The organism is Streptomyces sp. NPDC093544 (assembly GCF_040683495.1).
Lineage (GTDB): Bacteria > Actinomycetota > Actinomycetes > Streptomycetales > Streptomycetaceae > Streptomyces.
In genome coordinates this window covers 308,565-331,720 of record NZ_JBFBEA010000004.1, presented here as the reverse complement: position 1 = coordinate 331,720, position 23,156 = coordinate 308,565, and the positions used below count along the sequence as shown (strand labels likewise).

22 protein-coding genes and 1 pseudogene are annotated in these 23,156 nt (G+C 67.1%); 8 read left to right on the top strand and 15 right to left on the bottom strand.

All coding sequences use genetic code 11. From position 1 onward, the window contains the following. Positions 1-356 precede the first annotated feature (356 nt). From dcd to AB0N66_RS07725, 5 genes are all read left to right on the top strand, one after another. On the top strand, positions 357-932 hold the full coding sequence (dcd, locus tag AB0N66_RS07745; protein WP_365430057.1) for a dCTP deaminase: 576 nt from the start codon (positions 357-359) through the stop codon (positions 930-932). Continuing rightward, positions 929-1,453, top strand: coding sequence for a phosphoribosyltransferase (locus AB0N66_RS07740; protein ID WP_365430055.1), 525 nt, complete (start codon positions 929-931; stop codon positions 1,451-1,453). The genes dcd and AB0N66_RS07740 overlap by 4 nt, the downstream gene beginning before the upstream one ends. A gap of 75 nt (positions 1,454-1,528) precedes the next feature. Next, a complete protein-coding gene (locus tag AB0N66_RS07735) occupies positions 1,529-1,741 on the top strand; it encodes a hypothetical protein (protein WP_365430053.1) in 213 nt (70 codons plus the stop codon). A gap of 184 nt (positions 1,742-1,925) precedes the next feature. Next, on the top strand, positions 1,926-2,213 hold the full coding sequence (locus tag AB0N66_RS07730) for a hypothetical protein (RefSeq protein ID WP_365430052.1): 288 nt from the start codon (positions 1,926-1,928) through the stop codon (positions 2,211-2,213). After that, on the top strand, positions 2,210-2,605 hold the full coding sequence (locus tag AB0N66_RS07725) for a DUF6188 family protein (protein ID WP_365430050.1): 396 nt from the start codon (positions 2,210-2,212) through the stop codon (positions 2,603-2,605). Before AB0N66_RS07730 ends, AB0N66_RS07725 begins: the two co-directional genes overlap by 4 nt. A gap of 153 nt (positions 2,606-2,758) precedes the next feature. Here the strand turns inward: AB0N66_RS07725 and AB0N66_RS07720 are convergent, their stop codons facing one another. Continuing rightward, complete coding sequence (locus tag AB0N66_RS07720; protein WP_365430048.1) at positions 2,759-3,205, bottom strand: hypothetical protein; 447 nt, start codon at positions 3,203-3,205, stop codon at positions 2,759-2,761. 151 nt (positions 3,206-3,356) lie between these two features. Between AB0N66_RS07720 and AB0N66_RS07715 the strand changes: the two genes are divergently transcribed. Then, complete coding sequence (locus tag AB0N66_RS07715) at positions 3,357-3,530, top strand: hypothetical protein (protein ID WP_365430250.1); 174 nt, start codon at positions 3,357-3,359, stop codon at positions 3,528-3,530. Between the two features lie 115 nt (positions 3,531-3,645). On the opposite strand, the gene AB0N66_RS07710 is transcribed toward AB0N66_RS07715, so the two are convergent. From AB0N66_RS07710 to AB0N66_RS07680, 7 genes and pseudogenes are all read right to left on the bottom strand, one after another. Beyond that, a complete protein-coding gene (locus AB0N66_RS07710; protein WP_365430046.1) occupies positions 3,646-4,779 on the bottom strand; it encodes a hypothetical protein in 1,134 nt (377 codons plus the stop codon). Between the two features lie 856 nt (positions 4,780-5,635). Then, positions 5,636-6,472, bottom strand: a complete 837-nt coding sequence (locus AB0N66_RS07705) for a tetratricopeptide repeat protein (protein WP_365430044.1) — start codon at positions 6,470-6,472, stop codon at positions 5,636-5,638. 277 nt (positions 6,473-6,749) lie between these two features. Continuing rightward, entirely contained in the window at positions 6,750-6,938 is a 189-nt protein-coding gene (locus AB0N66_RS07700; protein WP_365430042.1) for a hypothetical protein, read from the bottom strand. Positions 6,939-8,190: 1,252 nt separating this feature from the next. After that, positions 8,191-8,577, bottom strand: a complete 387-nt coding sequence (locus AB0N66_RS07695; protein WP_365430040.1) for a hypothetical protein — start codon at positions 8,575-8,577, stop codon at positions 8,191-8,193. Positions 8,578-8,797: 220 nt separating this feature from the next. Continuing rightward, a complete protein-coding gene (locus AB0N66_RS07690; RefSeq protein ID WP_365430242.1) occupies positions 8,798-9,112 on the bottom strand; it encodes a CPCC family cysteine-rich protein in 315 nt (104 codons plus the stop codon). Positions 9,113-9,145: 33 nt separating this feature from the next. After that, positions 9,146-9,352: pseudogene (locus tag AB0N66_RS07685) on the bottom strand (ATP-binding protein); the annotation flags it as partial. A 57-nt stretch (positions 9,353-9,409) separates the two neighbouring features. Next, positions 9,410-10,108, bottom strand: coding sequence for a hypothetical protein (locus AB0N66_RS07680; RefSeq protein ID WP_365430038.1), 699 nt, complete (start codon positions 10,106-10,108; stop codon positions 9,410-9,412). Positions 10,109-10,561: 453 nt separating this feature from the next. On the opposite strand from AB0N66_RS07680, the gene AB0N66_RS07675 reads away from it, so the two are divergent. Further along, positions 10,562-11,347, top strand: a complete 786-nt coding sequence (locus AB0N66_RS07675; protein ID WP_365430036.1) for a single-stranded DNA-binding protein — start codon at positions 10,562-10,564, stop codon at positions 11,345-11,347. A 107-nt stretch (positions 11,348-11,454) separates the two neighbouring features. Here the strand turns inward: AB0N66_RS07675 and AB0N66_RS07670 are convergent, their stop codons facing one another. The 6 genes from AB0N66_RS07670 to AB0N66_RS07645 all read right to left on the bottom strand — a co-directional run bounded on the left by AB0N66_RS07670 (position 11,455) and on the right by AB0N66_RS07645 (position 19,657). Further along, a complete protein-coding gene (locus AB0N66_RS07670) occupies positions 11,455-12,459 on the bottom strand; it encodes a Yip1 family protein (protein ID WP_365430034.1) in 1,005 nt (334 codons plus the stop codon). 50 nt (positions 12,460-12,509) lie between these two features. Further along, the gene (locus tag AB0N66_RS07665; RefSeq protein WP_365430032.1) at positions 12,510-13,979 is read right to left on the bottom strand and encodes an FG-GAP repeat protein; all 1,470 of its coding nucleotides are present in this window, start codon (positions 13,977-13,979) and stop codon (positions 12,510-12,512) included. 267 nt (positions 13,980-14,246) lie between these two features. Continuing rightward, positions 14,247-15,674: an FG-GAP-like repeat-containing protein gene (locus tag AB0N66_RS07660; RefSeq protein WP_365430030.1), complete on the bottom strand. Its 1,428-nt coding sequence runs from the start codon at positions 15,672-15,674 to the stop codon at positions 14,247-14,249. Between the two features lie 35 nt (positions 15,675-15,709). After that, positions 15,710-17,146, bottom strand: coding sequence for an FG-GAP-like repeat-containing protein (locus AB0N66_RS07655; RefSeq protein WP_365430028.1), 1,437 nt, complete (start codon positions 17,144-17,146; stop codon positions 15,710-15,712). 332 nt (positions 17,147-17,478) lie between these two features. After that, positions 17,479-18,798, bottom strand: a complete 1,320-nt coding sequence (locus tag AB0N66_RS07650; RefSeq protein ID WP_365430026.1) for a VCBS repeat-containing protein — start codon at positions 18,796-18,798, stop codon at positions 17,479-17,481. Positions 18,799-18,949: 151 nt separating this feature from the next. Further along, positions 18,950-19,657 carry an SDR family NAD(P)-dependent oxidoreductase gene (locus AB0N66_RS07645; RefSeq protein WP_365430024.1) on the bottom strand — a complete coding sequence of 236 codons (708 nt, stop codon included), beginning with the start codon at positions 19,655-19,657 and terminating at the stop codon, positions 18,950-18,952. Positions 19,658-19,758: 101 nt separating this feature from the next. Here AB0N66_RS07645 and AB0N66_RS07640 point away from each other — a divergent pair, with 101 nt between their 5' ends. Further along, the gene (locus tag AB0N66_RS07640; RefSeq protein ID WP_365430022.1) at positions 19,759-20,592 is read left to right on the top strand and encodes a helix-turn-helix transcriptional regulator; all 834 of its coding nucleotides are present in this window, start codon (positions 19,759-19,761) and stop codon (positions 20,590-20,592) included. Positions 20,593-20,708: 116 nt separating this feature from the next. On the opposite strand, the gene AB0N66_RS07635 is transcribed toward AB0N66_RS07640, so the two are convergent. Continuing rightward, positions 20,709-22,976 (bottom strand): heterodisulfide reductase-related iron-sulfur binding cluster, encoded by a 2,268-nt coding sequence (locus AB0N66_RS07635; RefSeq protein ID WP_365430020.1) that lies wholly within the window; start codon positions 22,974-22,976, stop codon positions 20,709-20,711. Between the last annotated feature and the right edge of the window lie 180 nt (positions 22,977-23,156).

The window sequence follows — 23,156 nt, the reverse complement described above, 5'->3', positions numbered from 1 at the left end:
AGGGTCATCCCTTACGTCCCGTAATGTGGGCTTTCGTCGTCAGTCAGACGCGGCTCTTGGGGAAGGGACTCTGAGGACTTGATGGAACGCACCGTCGTCCGTTGTGCCGAGGGGCACGTGTTCAGCACCACTTCGTTCCCGATGCAGCAGGCCGAGCGGCTCGGCCCTGGTCGGCTCATCCGGTGTCCACGCTGTGCGCGGCTCCGGAACGTCGTACCGGTCACGCTGGAGAAGCGGTAGTCAGCAGGAGTAGCAGGCACAGCAGCGAGTAGAAGCGAGCGAGTAGAAGCGGTAGGTCGTAGCTGAGGCGTGGGGACTGTGCGCAATTGCAGACAGTCCCCGCGTATCCTCGGGGCGTGCTTCTCTCAGACAAGGACATCCGGGCCGAGATCGATTCCGGACGGGTGCGGATCGATCCGTACGACGAATCCATGGTGCAGCCGTCGAGCGTCGACGTGCGGCTCGATCGCTACTTCCGGGTGTTCGAGAATCACCGCTATCCGCATATTGATCCGTCCGTCGAACAGGCGGATCTGACTCGGCTGGTCGAGCCCGAGGGGGATGAGCCGTTCATCCTGCATCCCGGGGAGTTCGTCCTCGCCAGTACGTACGAGGTCATCTCACTGCCGGATGATCTCGCTTCGCGGCTTGAGGGCAAGAGTTCGCTCGGGCGGCTCGGGCTCGTCACGCACTCCACAGCCGGGTTCATCGACCCCGGGTTCTCCGGGCACGTCACCCTTGAGCTGTCGAATCTCGCGACGCTCCCCATCAAGCTCTGGCCGGGGATGAAGATCGGGCAGCTGTGCTTGTTCCAGCTCAGCTCGGCGGCCGAGTTCCCGTACGGCAGCGACCGCTACGGTTCCCGCTACCAGGGTCAGCGCGGGCCGACCGCGTCCCGGTCCTTCCTCAACTTCCATCGGACCCAGGTGTGAGCGACAACAGCACGAGTGACGTGCGCGAGAACCTCACCTACGAGCGCTTCGGCACCGCCGTCCGCGAGCTCGCCCAGACGATCGCCGACGACGGGTACGAGCCCGACATCGTGCTCTCCATCGCCCGCGGGGGCGTCTTCGTCGCGGGCGGGCTCGCCTACGCCCTCGACTGCAAGAACATCCACCTCGTGAACGTGGAGTTCTACACGGGCGTCGGAACCACCCTGGAAATGCCCGTCATGCTCGCCCCCGTCCCCAACACCATCGACTTCTCCGCCAAGAAGGTCCTGATCACCGACGACGTCGCCGACACCGGCAAGACGCTCAAGCTGGTGCATGACTTCTGCGTCGACGCCGTCGCCGAGGTCCGCAGCGCCGTGATCTACGAGAAGCCCCACTCGCTGGTGAAGTGCGAGTACGTGTGGAAGCGCACCGACGAGTGGATCAACTTCCCGTGGAGTGTGTTGCCTGTAGTACGTAAGTCGGGCGAGCCGATCACGCCGTCGAAGGAAGCGCTCTGACCTGGGCTGTCTCGCATGTGGCCAATCTGCAAGGTTCGCGTTGATGCTAGCCACGTGGTCCGCTTTGATCGCTGTATGGACGTTGAGCGAGACGGCATAGATGTCGCGGACGGCGAGATCGTCGCTGGGCGGATCATCTTCGGCATCAAGGTGCTGCGTGATCACTTTGGCTGCTCGCTACATGAAGCCCTCGATGCCTACTCGGCACGCTACGAGGTGCTGCGACGGGATCGGCCAGCTGACTTCTCTACGTCCCATGAGGAGTACTGGAAGAACTTCTACTCCTAATACAAGCCGTGCCATGCCTCGACCGATACAACGGACCGGTCCACCTGCGTTCATGGGCGGCTGGCCGAGGGCGCTCGGACGGCTTTGCGTCTCGGCTGAACAGGGTTGAACGGGACGGAAACTGAGACGGCGGGCGCTGCAATCGCTGCAGCGTTGTGCGGTCTCCCGTGGCATGTTGGGCCGCATGAACGACGTGACGGACCCTCGTAACCCTGCCGGGATCCGAGTGGGGGACATCTACGAGGACTGCTCCTTCCACCCGGTGCTCTGCACTGAGATCGACAATGACGGAGGCGTGGTCCTCAGCGGTATCTCTCTGATTGACGGCACCTTCCCCCGCTCGTGCGACGCACAGTTCTGCGCACCGATCCGGATACAGGTTGAGGACGTCATGGCCATCAAGAACGACCTGGAGGCGTACGCCAGTCGACGGCAGGCCGAGCTGCGCGCTGGCGGCCGGGAGTCGGAATGAAAGTGCCTACAGCTCTGATCGGAAGTCACGTGGAGTGCACCGCATTCGATCACCAGGTGCGGTTGAACCTGTCCGCTCCCGCTGCGGGCGGAGGACATGGAGTGGATGCTGAGTTGATCGTGGAGACACCGTTTCTGCTCCGAGATGCGAGCGGTGAATGGCACGAGCTGGAGCCTGGATCGGGTGTGCACCTCGCCCCTGTGCTCGGTCTCTTCGGACAGTCGATCACGGCTGTTGACGTCCAGGACTGCGGTGGCCTGAGTATCGATTTTGGCGACGGCGCCGGCTTGCGTATCGGCCCGGACCCGCGGTTCGAGTCATGGCACTTGCTCGGACGCGGCATCTCCCCTGTCATCGTTGGGCCTGGCGGCGACGACCGCTGGGAACGCTGACGCCGCCCCAGGCCACGAACGCGCTCGCGCTCTCAGCTTGGGAAGCTGCGATCATTCGTGGCCGGTTCGGCGCTGACCTCGGCGACGCCTGCGTTTCTCGCGATTCCCCGATGTTCCCCGCTCGATCTGGTGCGGTTGTGGTGCGGCGGTCCGTCAGGGGCGCTCCAGGCGCTTGCCGATCACACGGCTGCTCTGCTCGATGAACGAGTGCATGGCTGCACGGCACCGGTCCCGCCGGGCTCGGTACTCGGACTCTTCCGCGTCACCCCGTCGCCAATAGGCTCCCAGAGCCTGGCCGGCGTCATTGACCTCGCATAGCGCGGCCAACAGCCCAGCGTCGTGGGCCAGGATCTGCAGCCGTGCGGATGCCAGACGATGGCTCGCCAGATCCCACTCGATCACGCGGCCCTCAAGGTTCAGTACCTGCTCTTCCCAGACGCGGTTGAGGAAATCTCCGCTCGAAGCCGCGATTTGGGCGCAGGCATCCATCAGCAGCTCGACAGTCTTGGCGCGTGCCTCACTGCGTTTGTTCAGGTGCTGTCCCAGCAGAGCGATCGCCGCGCCGGTAATGGTTGCCAGAAGCGTCCCCCATGCGTCCATGCCAAGAAGACTTCCCTCACCAACACGCTTTCCAACTGTGTTGGTGGGGCGGTGGGCGGAGTTCAGGCGCGTTCACCTGCGTTCATGGACGTCTTGGCCTCGCGTCGTATCGGACTCGCAGTCTTGCCTGAACGGCGGTGAACGGGTCTGAATGAGACGGCAACTGAGACGAGCCGATGAACGCGACCAGTTCCTCCAGGTCTTCAGGTTCCAGGAACTCGAGGAGCCGAAGCCGGGCTACGTGGTGGACTGGCCAGACCTGCCGTCCTGGCAGCAGGGGACCGACGCTGACATCTTCGAGGCCATCGAGAAGGCGTGCAGCTGATCATCGCTAGATGTGGGTGGGGAAGAGAACCCGCTTATCGGCCTACGAGCGCACGCCCCCGAGTCTGATGTGGACCGGGGGCGTGCTTTCTGTGTATGTCGCAGTTGCCAGAGTGTCAGAATGGAATTTCTTTTTCCAGTTCCAACAGGCGTTGAGCCTCGGACTTCAACCCGGCGTCGTTGAGTATGCGAGAGAAATCCGCATGCTTGCCCATGGGTACCGCTGCCAGTAGATATTCCAGCGTCGTGTGCGATTCGATTCCCTGAATCTGCTCTGTTTTCAGGCAGTCGATCAACCTCAAGAGTCGATGCGGTCCACCCTGTGAGCCTGCATGTAGGATGAGCTCTCGATCCCCGAGAAAGTCTTTAGGGATAGCTCCGGCAGTCGCCAATGTTATTCTGGGCCATGAATGCAGCCCGATATTCTCTGCGAGTTTATCGGCGTCATCCTTCAGTGTGGCCGCGCGCAGCGCTCGCAGGACGTCGGCCAGATCTGGCCTGGTGCCCCCTAGCCAGTCGCCTTTGCCGAGAATGGCGTCAACGAAATTGTGCGCGTACCAGAAGCTCAGCTCCCATTCGGCCCGGCGAAGTGCGACCAGGAGCTTGGGTATCTCGGAGGGGTGCTGAGTCAGCAGGCAGGTCTGGAAGTATCGGTTGCCGATACTTTCGGGACCGTCCTCAGGTATCGATCCGAGGATTTTCACGATCTGGCCGGGTGGTGCATGGGCGGCCAAGTTGAGGAAACCTTGGTAATCCATATGTGCGTAGCCGAGTGCGACAACGACAGTTGGCAGCCATGTTTCTAGGGGTTGGCCTGCCCCCTGTCTTGCGAGACTTGAGATATCGTCCATGCCGGCGTTGATGAGGGGCGGGATTAGTGCCTCTAGATCGGATGGGTCGCCGGTCTTCTGATCCTGAGACGCCTTAGGGTCCGTCTCGCGTGGCGGTTCAACGGCATGCCGATTTTTGGGCGCAGTGGGGTGTGCTGCCTTTTCTTGCCAAACTTGCTCATCGGTATCTTCAGGCGGGAGCGGAGCGCCGATCGAATGTGCGTAGTCGGCGCATGCTCGAACCAGAGCTAGCACCTGGACCATTTTCAGACCACTAGTTCCGGAGAACTTATCCTGGATAGAGGCCCGGCTCATCCTTCTGCCTTGGCGATCGGTGAGCTTCTCCAGGTCTCGCAGCGAGGGGTTGCCAGCCCGGACACGCAAGTGACCCAGCTGTTTCGCCAGAGAGTCATCAGTCATCGCCCCGCCCCGTCTCATGGTTCGTTGCCGACGCCTGTCCAGAGTCGTCCAGCATCGGCCACAACTGTCCAGCTCAGTTCCGTTCAGACTAGGGCGCGGTGAGCCGACTGTCCGGAGTTCAGCAGGAACGTCCGAGGTACTGGTGGACAGCTGCGACGCACAGCTTCCCTTGGAGCGTGTTCCCATCAACGGACGCGTTGTCAGACAGTGAGAGGAGCATGGAACCAGTGGATGTGACCATCACGCTCTGGGTTCTGGCCGGCTCGGGCGTGGCGAGCGTGGCATTGTTCGCTGCCAAGGGCCTGCTTGATCAACTAGCGGGAGTCTTCGAGTCTTGGCGTGCTGCGCAACGCGCGTGGCGAGGAGACCCGCCACCAATACTGGAGCTTCACTGTTCAAATCCCACGCCCACCGCAGGTGAACGGCCCCTGACCAGGTAATCGGTCAGAGGCCGTTGACTCGCCCGCCGCCCGGGAGTGGCCGCGAATCACCGTAGTTCCCCGCCCGGTCGGACAAGACTGGGGCGCGGCGCCTTCTGATCCGTAGCTCTACAGAGATCGGTCATTGAAGGTCATACAGGCCGCGCGTCGGGTCTACAGAGACGCTGCGGGATGGGGACGGCTGCTGTGGTTGCGGTACTTCGCTGCTGTACCGCAGCGAGGCTCCGTCGGGCCTCCTGGCGCCAGGTTGTTGTCAGTGCCGCTTGCTAGTTTGCCTGGTGAAATGAGTCCGGTCAGAGAACCTTCGAGGTCCGCGGTCAAGGGGGGTGGGCATAAAGGTTCCCGGGAGCCACCTCGGGACTATGTGCAGGCCGTGGATCCCCACCCCCCTCATCCTCCGCGAGGGACGCGGCCGATCACCCGCCGTGCTCAAGGGCCATGCGGATGAGCATTTCAGCTTCGGAGGCACGGCCGGCCAGTTGACCAGCGGTGCGGATCTGCTCGTCGGTCATGCCCTGCTTCACCAGCTGGATCGCCTCATGGATCCCGTCTCTGTTGCCCCTGTCGAGCATTGCCAGGAACCACCGCACGGCTTGGACCGGGTCCGGCTCTGTTCCCAGGCCGTCGCGGTACGAGCACCCGGCGGCAAGCATCGAACCCGCGTGGCCCCGCCGGGCGGCATGCAGATACCAGCTCAGGGCTTCGGCGTCCTCGTCGATGGCGGCGAGTCGGTCGCCGAGCACGGCAGCGGCCTCGGTCACGCCCCCGCTGACAGCTTGGCGCAGGAGACGCAAGCACTGGTCGTGGTCTCTCACCTGGGCATCGCCCGTGATGTGCATGCCCGCGAGGTTGAAAGCGGCGTACGGGTCGCCCGCCTTGGCAGCCGCTGTGAAGAGCGCCTCGGCTTGGTGCGCGTCTGTCTCGACTCCGCGGCCGGTGCGGTACATGACGCCCAGGGTGCGTTGGGCTGCCCGGTGTCCGGCCCGTGCCGCGGCTGTTGCGTAGGTCAACACCATCGGCAGAGCAGAAGCGTCCGCAAAGTCGAGCAGCACTCCGGCCAGAAGAGCCTGCGCATCAACGTCCCCATCATCGGCCTGGGTCTTCAGGGGTGGGATCGCCGTGAGCACCAGGTTCGCCGATTCCAGGCTTCCGGCATTGGAACCAGTGATCCAAGCGGATACAGCCGTCTTCCAATCTCCCCTCGTGGCAGCCTGCTGACCGCGCTCGATGGACTCGGCGGCGGGATCACCCACTGAGGGGACGGGAGCATCGCTCATGAGGGGACATCCTGCCGCACGACAGGCCAGCACCCCCTACGAGGGCAGGGTGACGACCGAGACCGCTGCTAAGCGGGAGAACCCTGCCGAGACCCCAGCTTGGGAACCTGCGAGCTCTTGCTGTCAGTTGACGTGCTGACCTGGGCGAACGTTGGGGTCGTGGCCTACTCGGACCCGGCCGCCTGCACCGTGGTTCCCCGCTCGATCTAGTGCGGTTGTGGTGCGTGCCGCGTCATCCACGACTCGGCGATACCTATCGCTTCAGCGCCCTGTAGCGCTTCGTTAGCGCAGTGATCCGCGTCGGGTCTGCCTGGCTGTTGAGCTCGGCCAAGAGATCGTCAGGGCACAGCTCGTAGAGGTTGCCCCACCATCGACGTCCGCGGTTGTCCCAGATCCGATAGCCACCCGGCACACCCCTCGCAACGTAGCGTCTCTTGCTCACCCTGCTCCGCTCTTCGAGGCACCGCACATGCCCTCACCCAACGGGGTCATCCCGACGCGTGACCATACGCAGGCTGCGGCCGAACGGCGAGCCAATATGCAGTCGGCCTGCACTCTTTCCAACTGTCGTGGTGGGGTGTTGGGGTGGGTGCAGGGGAGTTCACTTGCGTTCATGGGCGGTTGGCTACGTGTGCGGGGACGGCTTCGGGTCCCGCCTGAACGACCGTGAACGGGGCTGAATGAGACGGAAACGGAGACGGCCGCCCATGGTCCTAGAGCTGGCCTCGCCACCATGGCACGTTCAGGCTGTCAGCCGGAATGACCTTGGCCCTTGCCAGAATCTTCCCATCGAGGGCCCACACGAGGGCGCGCAACTCACGCGCGCTCTTCCTGGGCAGTGCGTGAAGCACGGCTTCGAGGTGCTCGCGGAAGCCGGCACCGTAACACCCGCACTCAGGGATGCCGCAATCAGGACCTGTGAGTGGATCTACAAGTTGTCTGAGGGGGCCATGGGCAAATGCCTGCCAGTGCCAGAACGCTTCTTCTGTGGCTTCGGGCCAGAAGCGGGTCCGCTCTAGCCGACGCAGGTCAGCTGTGCAAGATCCTGAAAGGCGATCAATGAACGGGTACCGTCGCCGCCTCCAGGGGCGGAGAGGCAGGTCGTCCCGTAGGGCTGACGGGCGCCTACGCGGCATTGCCCCTTTGGTTGTCGGTCATGGGGGCAAGGTACAGAACCACGCGTCAGGTGGCCACCGCGTATCCGATGGCCGAGCCCTGAGCTAGGGAAGCTCGGGTGATCTAGAGGTAGTTGGGCCTCTGACCTGCGCGGGAGTGGCCTGATCGCCGCTTGGCGTCGACGCTTACTCGTCCGCGATTCCTCGTGGGTTCCCGGCCAACCTGGCACGGTTCTGCCACGGACAACTGCCGGGGGCCGGTGGGGACTACTCAGGACGCCGATCGTGCGCCACGCGTGCGACCACCCTGCGAGCTGCCTCTTACTCCCACCGGTTTGGCTTCCGCCTGGGGCGCCTCCGAGCGCCGTTTGTCGGGGCAACGTGACCGTACAGCCGCCACGGCTCAGAGCTCCAAGGCTTTTCCGGGTGACTGCTTCATCCCGAAGCAACTTGGGTGGGGGCGCTGCCTTGGGCTGAGGTGGCTTTCACCTGCGCTGACGATCCGCAGACGTCCGCGGTCGTCCGCCGGTGTTCGTCGGCGTTGTCACGCAGTTAGACACTCACGCCGCGCAGGCTCCTTCACTCCTCTTCGGGCGGAAGGAGGCGATCGGCGCTATCAGCGTCGTCCACATGTCCGTGCTTGTCGACGGTGATTGGAGTGGTTCGCCCCTTGGAGGTGACGAGCCATGCAAGGACCTGTTCGGTCAACGGCCCGTTCTCGGGGCCCTCGTCCTTCCAGTACGCACGCCAGCCCCCTCCGGGGATGGCGGCCACCACTTGGTCGGCTTGCTCCAGGTGCGAGAAGTCCGGGTAGTCCGTCACCAGGCGCCGAGTACCGCGCTGCGGATCGACAACTAGGGCAACGCCTGTCGCCGTGTCCCACGCGTCCACGTCCACAGTCCGAGCCATCATCGTCTCCGTGCCGGTGAACATCGCGAGCCAACCGGCCCCGTTGAAGTAATGCATGCGGTCATCCTCCACGGCGGCGGCCGGCTCTGGCAGACCAACTGCGGTGCCCTGGTGTGACCTCAGCTTGGGAAGCTGCGTTCATTTGAGGCTCGGTCGGCCGCTGACCTGCTCTGACGACCCAGGCATGGCCTCGGTGGGCTTGGCCGCTTTCACCGTGGTTCCCCGCTGTTGCCCGCTGGATCTGGTGCGCTTATGGTGCGGCGGGAGCCGTGGGATGTCACGACCACGAGCGGAGCGTTGCTGTTCCGTACGGCGTGCCGCCATCCGGGTGTTCCTTGGGCAACGGGGCACGTACGAATTGGGTGCAGTACTCGTTGCAGGCGCCCATCGCTTCAAAGTTCCTTTGTGCCTGCCGCAGGCTGAGGTCGTGGTTGGGACCGCCGCGTACCTCGTCGGCGTCGTGCTCGTCCTGGCCGTCGTCCTCCCAGTAGCAGATATCGCAGGTCTCGAACGTTCCACGCTCGGCCAGGGTGATGAACCCGCAGCAGGGGCAGCGGTACGGCCCGTTCTGGGCGCTCCCACGAACAATCATGAAGGTCACGTCTGCATCCTGGCCCGGGTGCGTGTCCGTGAAGAGCTCCGCGGTGACTGTGTGGCCGCCGTCGCTGTCGTGGACCACCAACCGGTGGGCAATCGCGCAGACCATGCCCAGCCCCCGGCCGTGCTCCGCCTCCTGGTCCCGGTGCTCGACCTTCGGAGCGGTATCGGCTCCCCCGTCGTCCGTCACCGACAGGGCGACCACTTGCCAGGACACGGCCAGCGCCAGGTGGAAACAGTTGGACTCGCTGCGGCGCCGTGGCCCACGGCCAGGTTCTGAGAGCGTCCCCGTCTACTGGCTCCGTCCCGTAGGAATGGCCGGCACACCTGCGGCTCCGGTCATCGAGAGCGGGGTGATGAGGCCCGCCACTACTGCCTGGACGATGACGTCGTTGGCTGCTCGCTCGCTTCCCGTGCCGGCAACGTATAGCCGGGTGGAAACAATTAGGAGGAAGGCCCACCAAGGCGATTGCATCCAAGTGAGCGCAGCCGTGAGACCCAGGAGAGCGTAGGCGACGTTCTTGCGGAACTCTGCCTCACCCACCGCTCGGTCGTACTCGTTGAACAAGTCGTAGTTGGCGATCAGCAGTTTGGTGCGGAGTTGGCGTGTCTCACCAAGGATGTCTCGTACTGCCAAATTCACCACGAGGCGTCGGCCGTCCTCGCGCTCCGACCTCCCCGTCGCGGGGACCTCCGGTTCCGCGGCGGGCACCCGTTCGTGATCCTGAAGGAAGCTGACCAGGTCGTCGTACGCAAGCTGGGACACGCGAGGCGTGAGGTCTGTCTTGGTGCTCCAGAACCTCGCGGCCTTCGGCGCTTCCCTCGCGTTCACGGTGACTACTCGGACGGCGAGCATGGCGCCGATGAGATAGGCAAGGAAGGCGACCGCCGCGAGTACTCCAGCGGGACCTATCAAACCGCCAAGGCGATACAGGGAAGCCCAGACACCGTGAGCCTGCTGTGGCGTCGGAACACGGTCCTCCAGGATCATCCACAGTGTCAGGAGCCAGATGCATCCCGTCGAGAGCGGCGCTCGGACATCACGAAAGCCCGGCAGTAGATTCGCCAGCAAGTTCTCTCCCTGGTCCAAGGTGCCGCCCCGAGGGGCAGCGAGCCTTTGGAGCTTCCCGAGTTTCTGATGCGTGAACCCGACCGATTATCACGATCGGTTGCTGGCATGGGGGGCTCTCAGGCGGATGCGCTGGTGGATCGCAGATCCTTGGCGAGGGGGAGACCACGTCTCGAACGTCCCTCAGAGGGTCACCGAGCCTGGAGTGTCTTGCCTCCGGTGCACAGGTCGGGGGAAGCGGTCAAGGTGAACAGGGAAGCGCTCTGAGCTGGACAGGCTGGGTGTGCTGAAGGCGTCGGAAGAACGACGTGGTGAACCGTTGGCCTGAGCCGTACGCTCCCTCTGGTCAATCAAGGACTCCATGGGGGGACGTTCATGCGCACAATCGCGCGCCTTGCCCTGCTCGGCACCAGCGTCGCGCTGGTCGCCACCGCAACCGGTGCCACCGCGGCCCAGGCGGCTGACGGCGGTTCGGGCAACATCACGATCGACAAGGTCGTCGTCAACGGCGGCAAACCGGTCGTGGTCGGTACCGCCAACGTGGTGTCTGCCAAGGTGTCCGTGACCGCGTCGGACGATTCGGGCATCGCGCAGACCACGTACATCAGCGCCTCCGGTCCGAAGCCGAACTTCGCGCAGATCTGGTACGACGACGGCAAGATCAAGTGCGTCAAGGCGAGCGCCACCACGTCGACCTGCACGGGCACGTTGACGTTCGACCCGCAGGCGGCGACCGGTTTCGTCGATAACGGCGCGGCGGCCACCTGGAACCTCGCCACGCTGGTCTCCGCCAACGACTCCAACTACATCCACCGGGACGCGGCCACCACGTTCAAGGTGCAGCGCTACTCGAAGCTGACGGTCAACGCCTCGCCGGAGCCGGTGAAGAAGGGCAAGACCATCACCGTCACCGGCAAGCTCTCCCGGGCCAACTGGGAGGACAACAAGTACCACGGCTACACGAATCAGTCCGTGAAGCTGCAGTTCCGCAAGAAGAACAGCAACACCTACACCACGGTGAAGACGATCAAGTCCAACTCGACGGGCAGCCTCAGGACGACCGTCACCGCCTCCACCGACGGCTACTTCCGCTACAGCTTCGCGGGCACGACGACGACTCCGGCGGTCAGCGCGACCGGCGACTTCGTAGACGTCCGATAGCCACGAGTGAGAGCCCCTGGCCACGTACTGAGGGCCCCGTAGCCACGTAACGAAGGGCCCCGGTCGAGTGCTCGACCGGGGCCCTTCACGTGTGCCGCTGAGGTTGTCTAGAACGTACCCAGCTTGATGATCGACAGGATCGCGATCAGCTGGATCGCCGAGGCGGCGAGGGCCTTCGGCCACGGGAGGTCGTGGGACTTGCTGACCATGAGGGTCAGCAGGGCGCCCGCGGCGACCCAGGTGGCCCAGCCCAGGAGCTGGACGAAGGACGCGTCGCCGCCGAAGAACATGGCGACGACCAGGCGCGGGGTGTCCGTGAGGGACATGATCAGCATCGAGAGGCCGACCGTGGGCTGCCAGGCGCCGTCGCCGCCGAGCTGGCGGGCCAGGGTGTGGGTGACCACACCGAGGATGAACGTGCTGAGCACGATCGCGACGGCCGTTGTCAGGACGATCGGGATCGCGTTCGACAGGGTGGCGTTTATCGCGTCCTCGCGGGCTCCGTCGAAGCCGAAGACGGCGAGCAGGCCGTAGAGGAACGTCACGATGAGGGCCGGGGCCCACATCGCGTAGTCGCGCATCTGGAGGAAGGTCGGGTTCGGGCGGGCGATGATGCCCTTCAGCAGGTCCTTCCAGTGCAGACGCGGGCCCACCGGCGGGGCCGCGGCCTGGCCGGCGCGGTAGGTGTCGCCCTGGACGTACGGGTCCTCGCCGATCGAGAAGGCCTGCGTGTGGCCGGGCTGGTTCGCCGCGTAAGGGTCCGGGCCCTGCTGCGGGTGCCCGTCACCGAAGTACTCCGGCTCGCCGTAGCCGTAGCCACCACCACCGCCCCCGCCGTTCCCGGCCTGGGGCCAGCCCCCCTGCTGCCCGCCGTACGGTTGCTGCTGCGGCGGCGCAGGTGGGTAGCCGTACGACGGCCGGCCTCCCTGGGGAGGCTGCGGGGCCTGCTGCCCGTACGACGGTTGCTGCTGTTGCGGTCGCCCTTGCGGGGCGCGGTTGTCCCGGCCGCGTCCGATCCTGAATCCAGCCACGTTATCGAACGTACCTGGTCCCGGAGAGTGATGCGCCGGGACCGGCCTTCCGAGCCCGGCTTTGCGGCTGAGCTGTGACATCCCGTAGGGGGATTCCTTGGCGCCCCCTACGGGATGTCACACCCTCCGGGTCAGCCGGTCAGGCCGGTGCCGAATGCGCCGTACGTGCGGGAGAGACCGAAGGTGCCCGGGCCGAAGGACTTGGAGCCGGTGGCGGTGATGCCGGTCGCGGAGCCGCGCAGAGCGGTGACCGCGCCGACGCCCTCGTCCTCGAAGGCGGCGCCCACGGTCAGGTCGGCGCGGCCGTCCTTGTTCACGTCCGTCAGCAGGAGGTCGGAGCCGAAGTAGTCCATGTCCTCGTTGGTGCCGGGGACGCCGACGGTGTTCTGGGAGACGGTCCGGGCGCCGGTGCGGGAGACACCCTGGGACGAGCCGTTCATCAGCACGACGAGACCGGTGTCCTCGGCCGCGCCGATGTCCTTGAAGACGACTCCGATGGCGAGGTCGCCGTAGCCGTCGCCGTTGGTGTCGGCGATGGAGACGTCACCGCCGAAGCCGTCGTCCGCCTTGTCGGTGCCGGGGACGCCGGTGGAGGCCTGGGTGAGTTCGGCCATGGGCGCGTCGCCGTTGACCGGGCCGCCCGCGCTGCCGCGAATGACGACGACCTGGCCGCCGAGGGTGCCGGTGTGATCGCTGTCCTCGCCGAAGACGTTGCCGAGGGCGATCTCGTCGTAGCCGTCGCCGTCGATGTCCCCGAGGGCGACGGAGGTGCCGCCGTTCAGCGGGCGCGGCTGGGACACGACCAGGCCGGTGGAGGCGCCGAGGTAGGCGACGCCCTTGGACCAGCTGCCCGACGGGGCCGAGGCGAGTGCCGTGCGGTAGGTGAGGACGAGGTCGGACTTCGTGTCGCCGTTGGTGTTGCCCGCGCTCATGGCGTCGACGCCGAACATCGCTTTCTCGGGCAGGTTGACCTTCTGAGTGCCGCCTGTGGTGCCTGACTTGGTGAAGCGGCCCTTGACGACGTAGACGTACGAGGCGCTGGTGCCGGAGGCCAGGTCGGCCTTGCCGTCGCCGTTGAAGTCGCCGGCGGCCAGTACCCGGCCCCAGTTGTCGTGCTTCGTGGGTGCGGGGTCCTTCACCGAGGTGCCGTTCTTGAGGCCGCTCGACGAGCCCCACAGCACGGTGATGGCGCCGCCGTCGACGTCCGAGCCGTTGTCCTCGCCGGGGGTGCCGACCGCGAGGTCGGTGTAGCCGTCGCCGTTGAGGTCGGCCACGGCGATCGCCTCACCGAAGCCGTCCTCGGTCTCGGCGGTGCCGGGCACGCCGGCGGTGTTCTGGCTGACGACGGTGCGCTTGGCCGAGTTGAGGCCGGTCGAGCTGCCGTAGACCACGGCGACGTAGCCGGCCATGTTCTTGCCGCCGACCTTCGCGTACGGGGCGGCGAACGCGACGTCGCCGTAGCCGTCGCGGTTGAAGTCGGCCTTGTACTGGCGGGCCGGGGTCGCGGCGGTCGCCGTACCGGCGGAGAAGGTGAGCAGGCCGCCCGTCAGCGCGGCGGCGGTGGCGGTCGCGAGGGCGATCCGGCGGTGGTGCTGGAGCATCTGAGATTCCCTGTGCTCGGTGTGGGCGATCAGAGGCAGTGAGTGGTGTGTGTGGGCGGGGTTCAGCCGTCCAGTGCCAGTGGTGCGTGTGTGTGGGCGGGGTTCAGCCGCCGAGTGCCAGTGGTGCGTGTGTGTGGGCGGGGTTCAGCCGTCCAGTGCCAGTGGTGCGTGCGTGTGGGCGGGGTTCAGCCGTCCAGTGCCAGTGGTGCGTGTGTGTGGGCGGGGTTCAGCCGCCGAGCGCCAGTGGTGCGTGTGTGCGGGCGGGGTTCAGCCGCCCAGCGTCGTGCCGTAGCCGGGGCTGCCGGTGGTCGGGATCCCTGTCGCCGACGGGCCGAAGCTCGTCGCTCCGGTCGTCGTGGGGCCGGTCGTCGTGCCGCGCAGGGACCAGACCGCGCCGTCGCCCGCGTTCTCGCCAGGGGCGGAGACGGAGAGGTCGGCGCGGCGGTCGCCGGAGTGGTCGAGCAGGGTGGTGCGGCCGCCGAAGTGATCGGCCTTCTCCTCGGTACCGGGCACGCCGGCCGTGTTCTGCGTGTACGTCTTGGCGCCCTTGGTGGTCAGGCCGGAGGCCGAGCCGTACAGGACGGTGACCGAGCCGGTCGACTCGGTCGCGGCGCCGACGGCCAGGTCGGCGTACCCGTCGCCGTTGATGTCGCCGAGGGAGACGCCGCTGCCGAAGCCGTCGCCCTTCTCCGCCGTGCCGGGAACGCCCGCGGTGGCCTGGGTGAGGACGCGCGGGGTGCGGCTGGTGTCCGGGCCGTCGGAACCGCCGTAGACGACCGTGACCTTGCCGCCGAGCGCGCCCGAGGGGTCGGCGGAGGTCTCGCGGTGGTTGCCGACGGCGATGTCGGCGTGGCCGTCGCCGTCGATGTCGCCGACCGCGGAGACGTAACCGGAGGGCAGGTACTGCAGCCAGTCGACGAAGTTGCCGATCCGGCCGTCCACCAGGGAGGTGACCGCGTCGTCGGTGCCGGTGGCACGGCCGTGCACGACCAGGCTGTCGAACCCGGCGCCCGTGACGTCTCCGGAGGAGAGGTACTCGATGCCGTACGACGACGAGTAGGGACGAGATGTGTACTCGAAGGATCCGCCGTTGCCGCCGCCGAAGTCGCCGGTCTTGGTGAAGGGTCCGGACACGAAGTTGAGGCCGAACATGCCGTTCGAGCCGGTCGCGACCTCGTCCCGTCCGTCGCCGTCGAAGTCGCCGGCGGCCACGGCCAGGCCGTAGCGGTCGTTCTCGCGCTGGTTGTGGTTGACGAGCGTACGGCCGCCGGACAGGCCGGACTTCGAGCCCCAGACGATGGCTATCGTGCCGTCGTTGGTGTCGCCGTCCACGTCCTCTCCGGGGGCGCCGATCAGGAGGTCCGCGTAGCCGTCGCGGTTCAGGTCGGCGGAGGCGATGGAGGAGCCGAAGGCATCGCCCGTCTCGGCGGTGTCGGGTATGCCGGTCGAGTTCTGGGTGATCAGCTTGTACGTCGAGCTCTTGAGGCCGGTCGAGCTACCGTAGACGACGGAGACCGCGCCCGCCTTGGACTTGCCGCTGACGGTGGCGCCGGGCGCGCCGATCGCCAGGTCGGCCCGGCCGTCGCCGTTGAAGTCGTACGGGGTGGCGGGGGTGGCGGCGTGGGCGGCGGGCGCGGACAGGGCGAGCGGGGTCAGGGTCGCGGCGACGAGGGCGGCGGTGGCCCGGATGCGCATGAATGTCCTTGCTGAGTAAGGGGGTTGGCGGCGCGTCACTGGGCGATGGTCCAGCCGAAGTCGGCGCCGCCCTTGAGGGAGACGTCGCGGGCGGTGAGGGTCTTGGCGCCGGTGGTGGTGAGGCCGGAGGCGCTGCCGCGCAGGACGGTGACCGCGCCGTAGCCGTTCTCGGTGCCGGCGCCGACGACCAGGTCGGCCTTGCCGTTCTTGTCGAGGTCGACCAGGCGGACCGACTGGCCGAAGGCGTCGTTGGTCTCGTTGGTGCCGGGGACGCCCGTGGTGTTCTGCGTGTACGTCTTGGCGCCGGAGCCCTTCAGCCCGGAGGCCGAGCCGAACAGGATGGTGACGGAACCCGACTCCTTGGCGGTGCCGTTGTCCTCGCCGAGGGCGCCGACCGCGACGTCGGCGTACTTGTCGCCGTTGACGTCGCCGACGCTCACCGCCGAGCCGAACAGGTCGTCGGCCTCGCCCGTGCCGGGCACACCGGCGGTGTCCTGGTGGATGACGGTCGGCTTCTGCGCCGGGTCGGGGCCGGTGGCGCTGCCGTACCAGACGGCGATCTGGCCGCCCTTGTGACCGGCGGACTTGCCCTTGCGCGGGTCCTCGTAGTCGCCGAGGACGAGGTCGCCGTAGCCGTCGCCGTTGATGTCGCCGACCGTGCCGAGGGAGCCGTCGGCCTTCGGCAGGTAGGTCTGGGCGTAGTCCGACTCGGGGTGGGTGTCGTAGCCGTCGGGGTCGTGGCTGAGGTAGCGGATGTCGCCGCCCTGGTCGGCGTCGGTGCTGAACGGGTAGACGCGCTCGGCCGCGCGGTCGCCGTTCAGGTCGCCCGCGATGACGTCGTACGTCGAGCCGACCTCGTAGACGCCGGACTGGCTCGCGGGCTTGCCGGTACGGGCGAAGGGGCCCTTGTAGAGGAGGGTGCGGCTCTGGCCGGTGACCGTGACATCCGTCCTGCCGTCGCCGTCGAAGTCGCCGGTCGCGATGCCGGAGGAGTAGCCGCCCCATTCGGTGAGCCCGGACGGCTGCGGCAGGGCCGAGCCGCCGGTCAGACCCTTCTTGCCGCCCCAGATGATGGTGGCCGTGCCGACGCCGTCGCGGTCGCCGATGCTCTCGTACTGGGCGCCTACGACGAGGTCGGCGTAGCCGTCGGCGTTCAGGTCGCCGGCGGCGAGGCTGTTGCCGAAGCGGTCGTCGGACTCGGCCGTGCCCGGCACTCCGGCGGAGTTCTGGGTGATCACGGTCTTCTTGGCGGCCGAGACGCCGGAGGCCGATCCGTACAGGACGACTACGGCACCGGCGCTCCGGACGGAGCCCACGTCGGCACTGAACGCGCCGATGGCGAGGTCCCGGTAGCCGTCGCCGTTGAAGTCCCCCGCAAGACCGGAGGGTGCGGCGGCGGCCGTGGTGGCGGGCAGCGCGGTGAGCAGGCCGGTGGTGAGGGTGGCGGCCAGGAGGAAGGTGCGGGTACGCATGGCGGGGCTCCAGGAAGGAAGCCGGGGCCCGTGGACGGGGCGCGGGTGGTGGTTGTGCATGTTGCGGGGTTCTCCTGCGGCATGCAGGGATGCCGGGCGGGCATCCGCAGTCGGTGGGTGGGACCGTGCGCTGTCGCCGCGGGTTGTCCCGGGCGTGCAGGCAGGTCACCAGTCAGGAGACCGCTCCAAGTGAGTAAGGGTTGTACGTGAGTTCGGTGAATCTTTGATGCTGGTGTGACGGATGTGCCGGCAGTCCGATCCGAGGAACCAGGACCCGACTCAAGGAATTTCGAGGCGTCAGGCGTCAGGCGTCAGGAGTCAGGAGTCAGGCGTCAGGAGTCCGTTCCGAGGAACTCGGACGTGGAGAAAGTGACCGTCGGCTTCTTCGCCACCAGGCCCTCCTTCGCACCCGGGTACACCGCGACCGTGTCCTTCGTCTCTCCCGGGTACGTCCGTACCACCAGGTCCGCGCGTCCGTCCCCGGTGAAGTCGGCGACGGCGAGGACGCGGGTGGTGCCCTGGGCGGGCGGCTGCACGGTCACCATGCCCGCCGTGGACGGGCCGGTCGTACGGCCGCGCAGCAGCCGTAGCTCCGAGCCGCTGGAGACGAGTTCGCTGAGGCCGTCCCCGTCGAAGTCGCCGGAGTCGAGCACCGAGCCCGCGGTGGTGAGGCTCCCGCGGGCGGTGCCGGGCAGGTCGTAGCGCAGCGAGGTTCCGCCCATCGCACCGACCGCCGCGTCCAGGGCCTTGCCCTTGCCGAAGCTGCCGAGGGCGACGTCGATTCCGGTGGGCAGGGTGGCGCCGGTGCGGGTGGGGCCCGCCGGGCCGCCGAGGACGATCGCGGACCCGGCGGCGCCTTCCGCCGTACGGACGAGGAGGTCGTCGTAGCCGTCGTCGTTCACGTCGGCAGCGGGGCCCGTGGGCACGTTGCCCGGGGAGGCGAGGGGGGCGCCCGCCGCGCGCGGGGCGCCCTTGCGGGTGAACGGGCCGCGCAGATAGCTGAGTTGACCGTTCGAAGCGTGCACGACGAGGTCCGTCGCGCCGTCGCCGTCGAAGTCGCCGGGGACCGGCTGGTCCGGCCACTCGTTGCCGAAGCGTGCCTTCGCGGGGATGGCCAGCTTGACGGCCTTGCCCGTCAGGCCCGAGGGGGAGCCGAAGAGGATCTGGAGGGGTACGGGGGGCATGCCCTGTCCGTTGTACGGCGGATCCGTGGAGACCACGAGGTCCGTGAAGCCGTCCCCGTCCAGGTCGGCGCTCGCCTCCGCGTCGAATACGGCGGGGAGTTGGCCGTCCGTGGCGGCCGCCTGCCGGGTGGGGCTGAGGAGTTGGCGCGCGCCGGGTGTGAGGCCGCGGGCCGATCCGTACACGATGCCGATGCCCGCGTCGTCGCCGTGGGTGTCGTCGGGGCCCTTGACGAGATCGTTCAGTACGAGGTCGGGGTGGCCGTCGCCGTTGAAGTCGTCCGTCGTCTCGCTGCCCTTGCCGCGCGGGACGGGGAGCAGGGCGGGGGCCTTGGCGACGGCGATGGGGTCGTGGGCGGCGGGCGCCGAGGAGCTACCGGCGCCCCCTCCCGTACATCCCGCCAGGAGCAGGGCGCATCCGAGCCCCGTGACGGCAGCCGCCGTACGTATTCCGCTCCCGTTTCCTCGCACACGCACCATCCATCTCGAACACACCGTCGACAACAACCGTCACATGATGGCCCTGTTGCGGCGGGGAGTTAAGGGGAGCGACGTGCGGGGTGGGTCACTCGGGGTTCACCCGGGGATCGGGCTGTTGACTAGCAGAGGATCGGGCCGTCGACTACCAGGGGATCGGGCCGTCGATGTCGAAGTAGCCCCCGGTGGATCCGTCCGGGCCGGTCAGGGCCATGCGGACGATGATCTCGGCGCCCTGCTCGACGGTCTGCGTGCCGGTGCGGCCGTTCAGGTCGGTCGCGGTGTAGCCGGGCTCGACGCAGTTGATCCGCATGGCGGGGAACGCCTTCGCGTACTGCACGGTGATCAGGTTGACCGCGGTCTTCGAGGCCGGGTAGGCGACGCCCGGGTAGCCGTACGCCGGGGTGTCAGGGGCGGTGATCCGGGCCATGGAACCCAGGCCGCTGCTCACGTTCACCACGACCGGCGCGGCGGAGCGCCGCAGCAGCGGCAGAAAGGCGTGGGTGACGCGCACGAGGCCGAAGACGTTCGTCTCGAACGTCGACCGCATCAGGTCGGCGGTCACGTCCGCGGCGCCGATCACGGCGTTGTTGTCACCCCTCTCCTCGATGCCGGCGTTGTTGATCAGTACGTCAAGGCCGCCGTCGGCCTCCACGGCCTTCACCGCGGCCGCCACGGACGCGTCGTCGGTGACGTCGAGCGGGACCGCCCGCGCGCCCAGCCGCTCGGCGGCCAGGCGCCCGCGCTCGGCGTCGCGGCTTCCGATGTGGACGGTGTGGCCCGCGGCGATGAGGCGGCGGGCGGTCTCGAAGCCGAGACCCTTGTTCGCTCCGGTGATCAGTGTCGTGGTCATGCCTCCACAGTGCGACGGAGCGGCGCGGTCAGCCAGGCGTCCCGTTTTCCTGGGACTGGCAGTACCAGGACGATCCGAGCGGAGCGGTGCACAGTGGATCCATGGCGACCACGGAGTTCGGGCACACGGTGCGGCGCTGGCGCGAGCGGCTCTCCCCGGAGGCGGCCGGGCTGCCCGTCGGCGGCCGGCGGCGCGCGGAGGGGCTGCGCCGCGAAGAGCTCGCCCTGCTGGCCGGGATCTCGGTCGACTACGTCACCCGCCTCGAACAGGGCCGGGCGGCCAACCCGTCGGAGCAGGTCGTCGAGGCGCTGTGCCGGGCGCTGCGGCTGTCCGGAGCCGAACGCGAGCACCTTTTCCACGTCGCCGGGCTGGTACCGCCGGGGAAGGGCACCGTGCCCGCGTACATCACACCGAGCGTTCAGCGGATGCTGGACAGGCTCACCGGGACGCCGGTCGCGGTCTCCGACGCGGCGTGGACGCTGCTCCTTGCCAACCCGCTGTACGTGGCGTTGATGGGCGAGTACCACGGCAACGACCGCAACGCGGTGTGGCGCAACTTCCTCGGCTCGGGCAACCGCGTCCGCCACACCCCCGAGGCCCTGCGCACGCTGGAGGCCACGCAGGTCGCCGAGTTGCGCGCGACGGCGAACCGGTACCCGGCGGACCAGCGGCTACGGCAGCTTCTCACCGAACTGCGCACGAACAGCGCCCGGTTCGCCGAACTGTGGGACTCGGGCGCGGTGGGCCGGCCCGAGGCGTCGCGCAAGACCATCGATCACCCGCAGGTGGGCCCCCTGACGCTGGACTGCGACGTGCTGACCGTCGCGGGGTCGGATCTGCGGATCATGATCTACACGGCTGAGCCCGGCACCGAGGACGCCGAACGGATGGCGCTTGTCGGGGTGTTGGGCACGCAGGCGCTCAGTACGCCCTGAGGAACTTCCGTAACTCCCGTAACTCCCTGAGGAACTCCCGTAGGAAACGCTGTAGGGGCCGAGAAAACTCGGCCCCTACAGCGTCCACCCATGTTCCTACTGCCGTACCTACTGCGTCACTTCACCGGCTCAGGCTCCGGCACGCTCTCCGTCTCCGCCGAACCCGCCGGGTCGGCCGGGGTCCTGACCGAGTCGAGGAGCAGCTGGGCCACGTCGACGACCTGGACGGATTCCTTGGCCTGGCCGTCGTTCTTCTTGCCGTTGACCGAGTCGGTCAGCATGACGAGGCAGAACGGGCAGGCGGTGGAGACGATGTCGGGGTTCAGGGAGAGGGCCTCGTCGACGCGCTCGTTGTTGATGCGCTTGCCGATCCGCTCCTCCATCCACATGCGGGCACCACCCGCGCCGCAGCAGAAGCCGCGTTCCTTGTGGCGGTGCATCTCCTGCTGTCGCAGGCCGGGGACGGCGGACATGATCTCGCGCGGCGGCGTGTAGATCTTGTTGTGGCGGCCCAGGTAGCACGGGTCGTGGTAGGTGATCAGGCCCTCCACCGGAGTGACCGGGACCAGCTTGCCCTCGTCGATGAGGTGCTGGAGCAGCTGGGTGTGGTGGATGACCTCGTAGTCGCCGCCGAGCTGCGGGTACTCGTTGCCGATGGTGTTGAGGCAGTGCGGGCAGGTGGCGACGATCTTCTTCGCGGACTTCGGCTTCTTCGTCGCCGGGTCCTCGTCATCCTCGCCGTACGCCATGTTCAACGCGGCGACGTTCTCCATGCCGAGCTCCTGGAAGAGGGGCTCGTTGCCGAGACGGCGGGCCGAGTCGCCGGTGCACTTCTCGTCGCCGCCCATGATGGCGAAGGAGACGCCGGCCATGTGCAGGAGCTCGGCGAAGGCCTTGGTGGTCTTCTTCGCGCGGTCCTCCAGGGCGCCGGCGCAGCCGACCCAGTACAGGTAGTCGACCTCGGACAGGTCCTCGATGTCGCGGCCGACGACCGGGATCTCGAAGTCGACTTCCTTGGTCCACTCCAGGCGCTGCTTCTTGGCCAGCCCCCAGGGGTTGCCCTTCTTCTCCAGGTTCTTGAGCATCGTGCCCGCCTCGGACGGGAACGCGCTCTCGATCATCACCTGGTAGCGCCGCATGTCGACGATGTGGTCGATGTGCTCGATGTCGACCGGGCACTGCTCCACACAGGCACCGCACGTGGTGCACGACCACAGCACGTCCGGGTCGATGACGCCGTTCTCTTCGAGCGTGCCGATGAGCGGGCGCTCGGCCTCCGCGAGGGCGGCGGCAGGGACGTCCGCCAGCTGCTCCTTGGTGGCCTTCTCGTTGCCCTCCGCGTCCTTGCCGCCGCCCGCGAGGAGATAGGGGGCCTTGGCGTGGGCGTGGTCCCGCAGCGACATGATCAGCAGCTTCGGGGAGAGCGGCTTGCCGGTGTTCCAGGCCGGGCACTGCGACTGACAGCGCCCGCACTCGGTGCAGGTGGAGAAGTCCAGCAGACCCTTCCAGGAGAACTGCTCGACCTGGGAGACACCGAAGACATCGTCCTCACCGGGGTCGGTGAAGTCGATGTCCTTGCCACCCGAGGTCATCGGCAGCAGCGCGCCGAGCGCGACCGTGCCCTTGGCGTTGCGCTTGAACCAGATGTTGGGGAAGGCCAGGAAACGGTGCCAGGCCACGCCCATGTCGGTCTTCAGCGAGACCACGATCATCCAGATGAACGAGGTGCCGATCTTGATCATCGCGGTGAGATAGATCAGGTTCTGGAGCGTGCCGACGTCCGTCCCCCTGAAGGCGGCGACGATCGGGTACGAGGCGAAGTACGCGGCCTCGTAGCCGTGCACGTCGGCGAGGGCGCCCTCCAGGCCGCGCAGCGTCATGATCGCGAGCCCGATGATCAGGATGACGGACTCGACGAAGTAGGCCTGGCCGGTGTTGGACCCGGCGAAGCGGGACTTGCGGCCCGGCTTGTCCGACTTGGACAGCTGGCGGATGACGATCAGCGTGAGGATGCCGAGGGTCGTCATCAGGCCGATGAACTCGACGAAGATCTCGTACGGCAGCCAGTGGCCGACGATCGGGAGCACCCAGTCGGCCTGGAAGAGCTGCCCGAAGGCGTTCACCAGGGTCGCGATCAGCGCGTAGAAGCCGATGGCGACGAACCAGTGCGCGAAGCCGACCACGCCCCAGCGGTTCATCCGGGTGTGGCCGAGGAACTCCCTGACCACTGTGACGGTGCGCGCGGTCCAGTCGTCGGTGCGGGTGTCCGCGGGGACGTCCTGGCCGAGCCGTACGAACCGGTAGATCTGGGCGATGGCCTTGCTGAACAGGGCCACACCGACCGCGGTGAGTACCAGCGACACAATGATCGCGGCGAGTTGCATTTGGGGGCTCCTCGGGCCTGCGAGGTGGTTACTGGATCTTGGTTTCTTGGCAGCGACTACTGAAGCGACCGCCAAAGCGACCGCCAAAGCGACCGCCAAGCAACCACGAAAGCGATTACTAAGCGGTAACTTAGGTATTCGGTCTGAGACTACCCACTTCTTGCGCCGCACTGTAGTCAG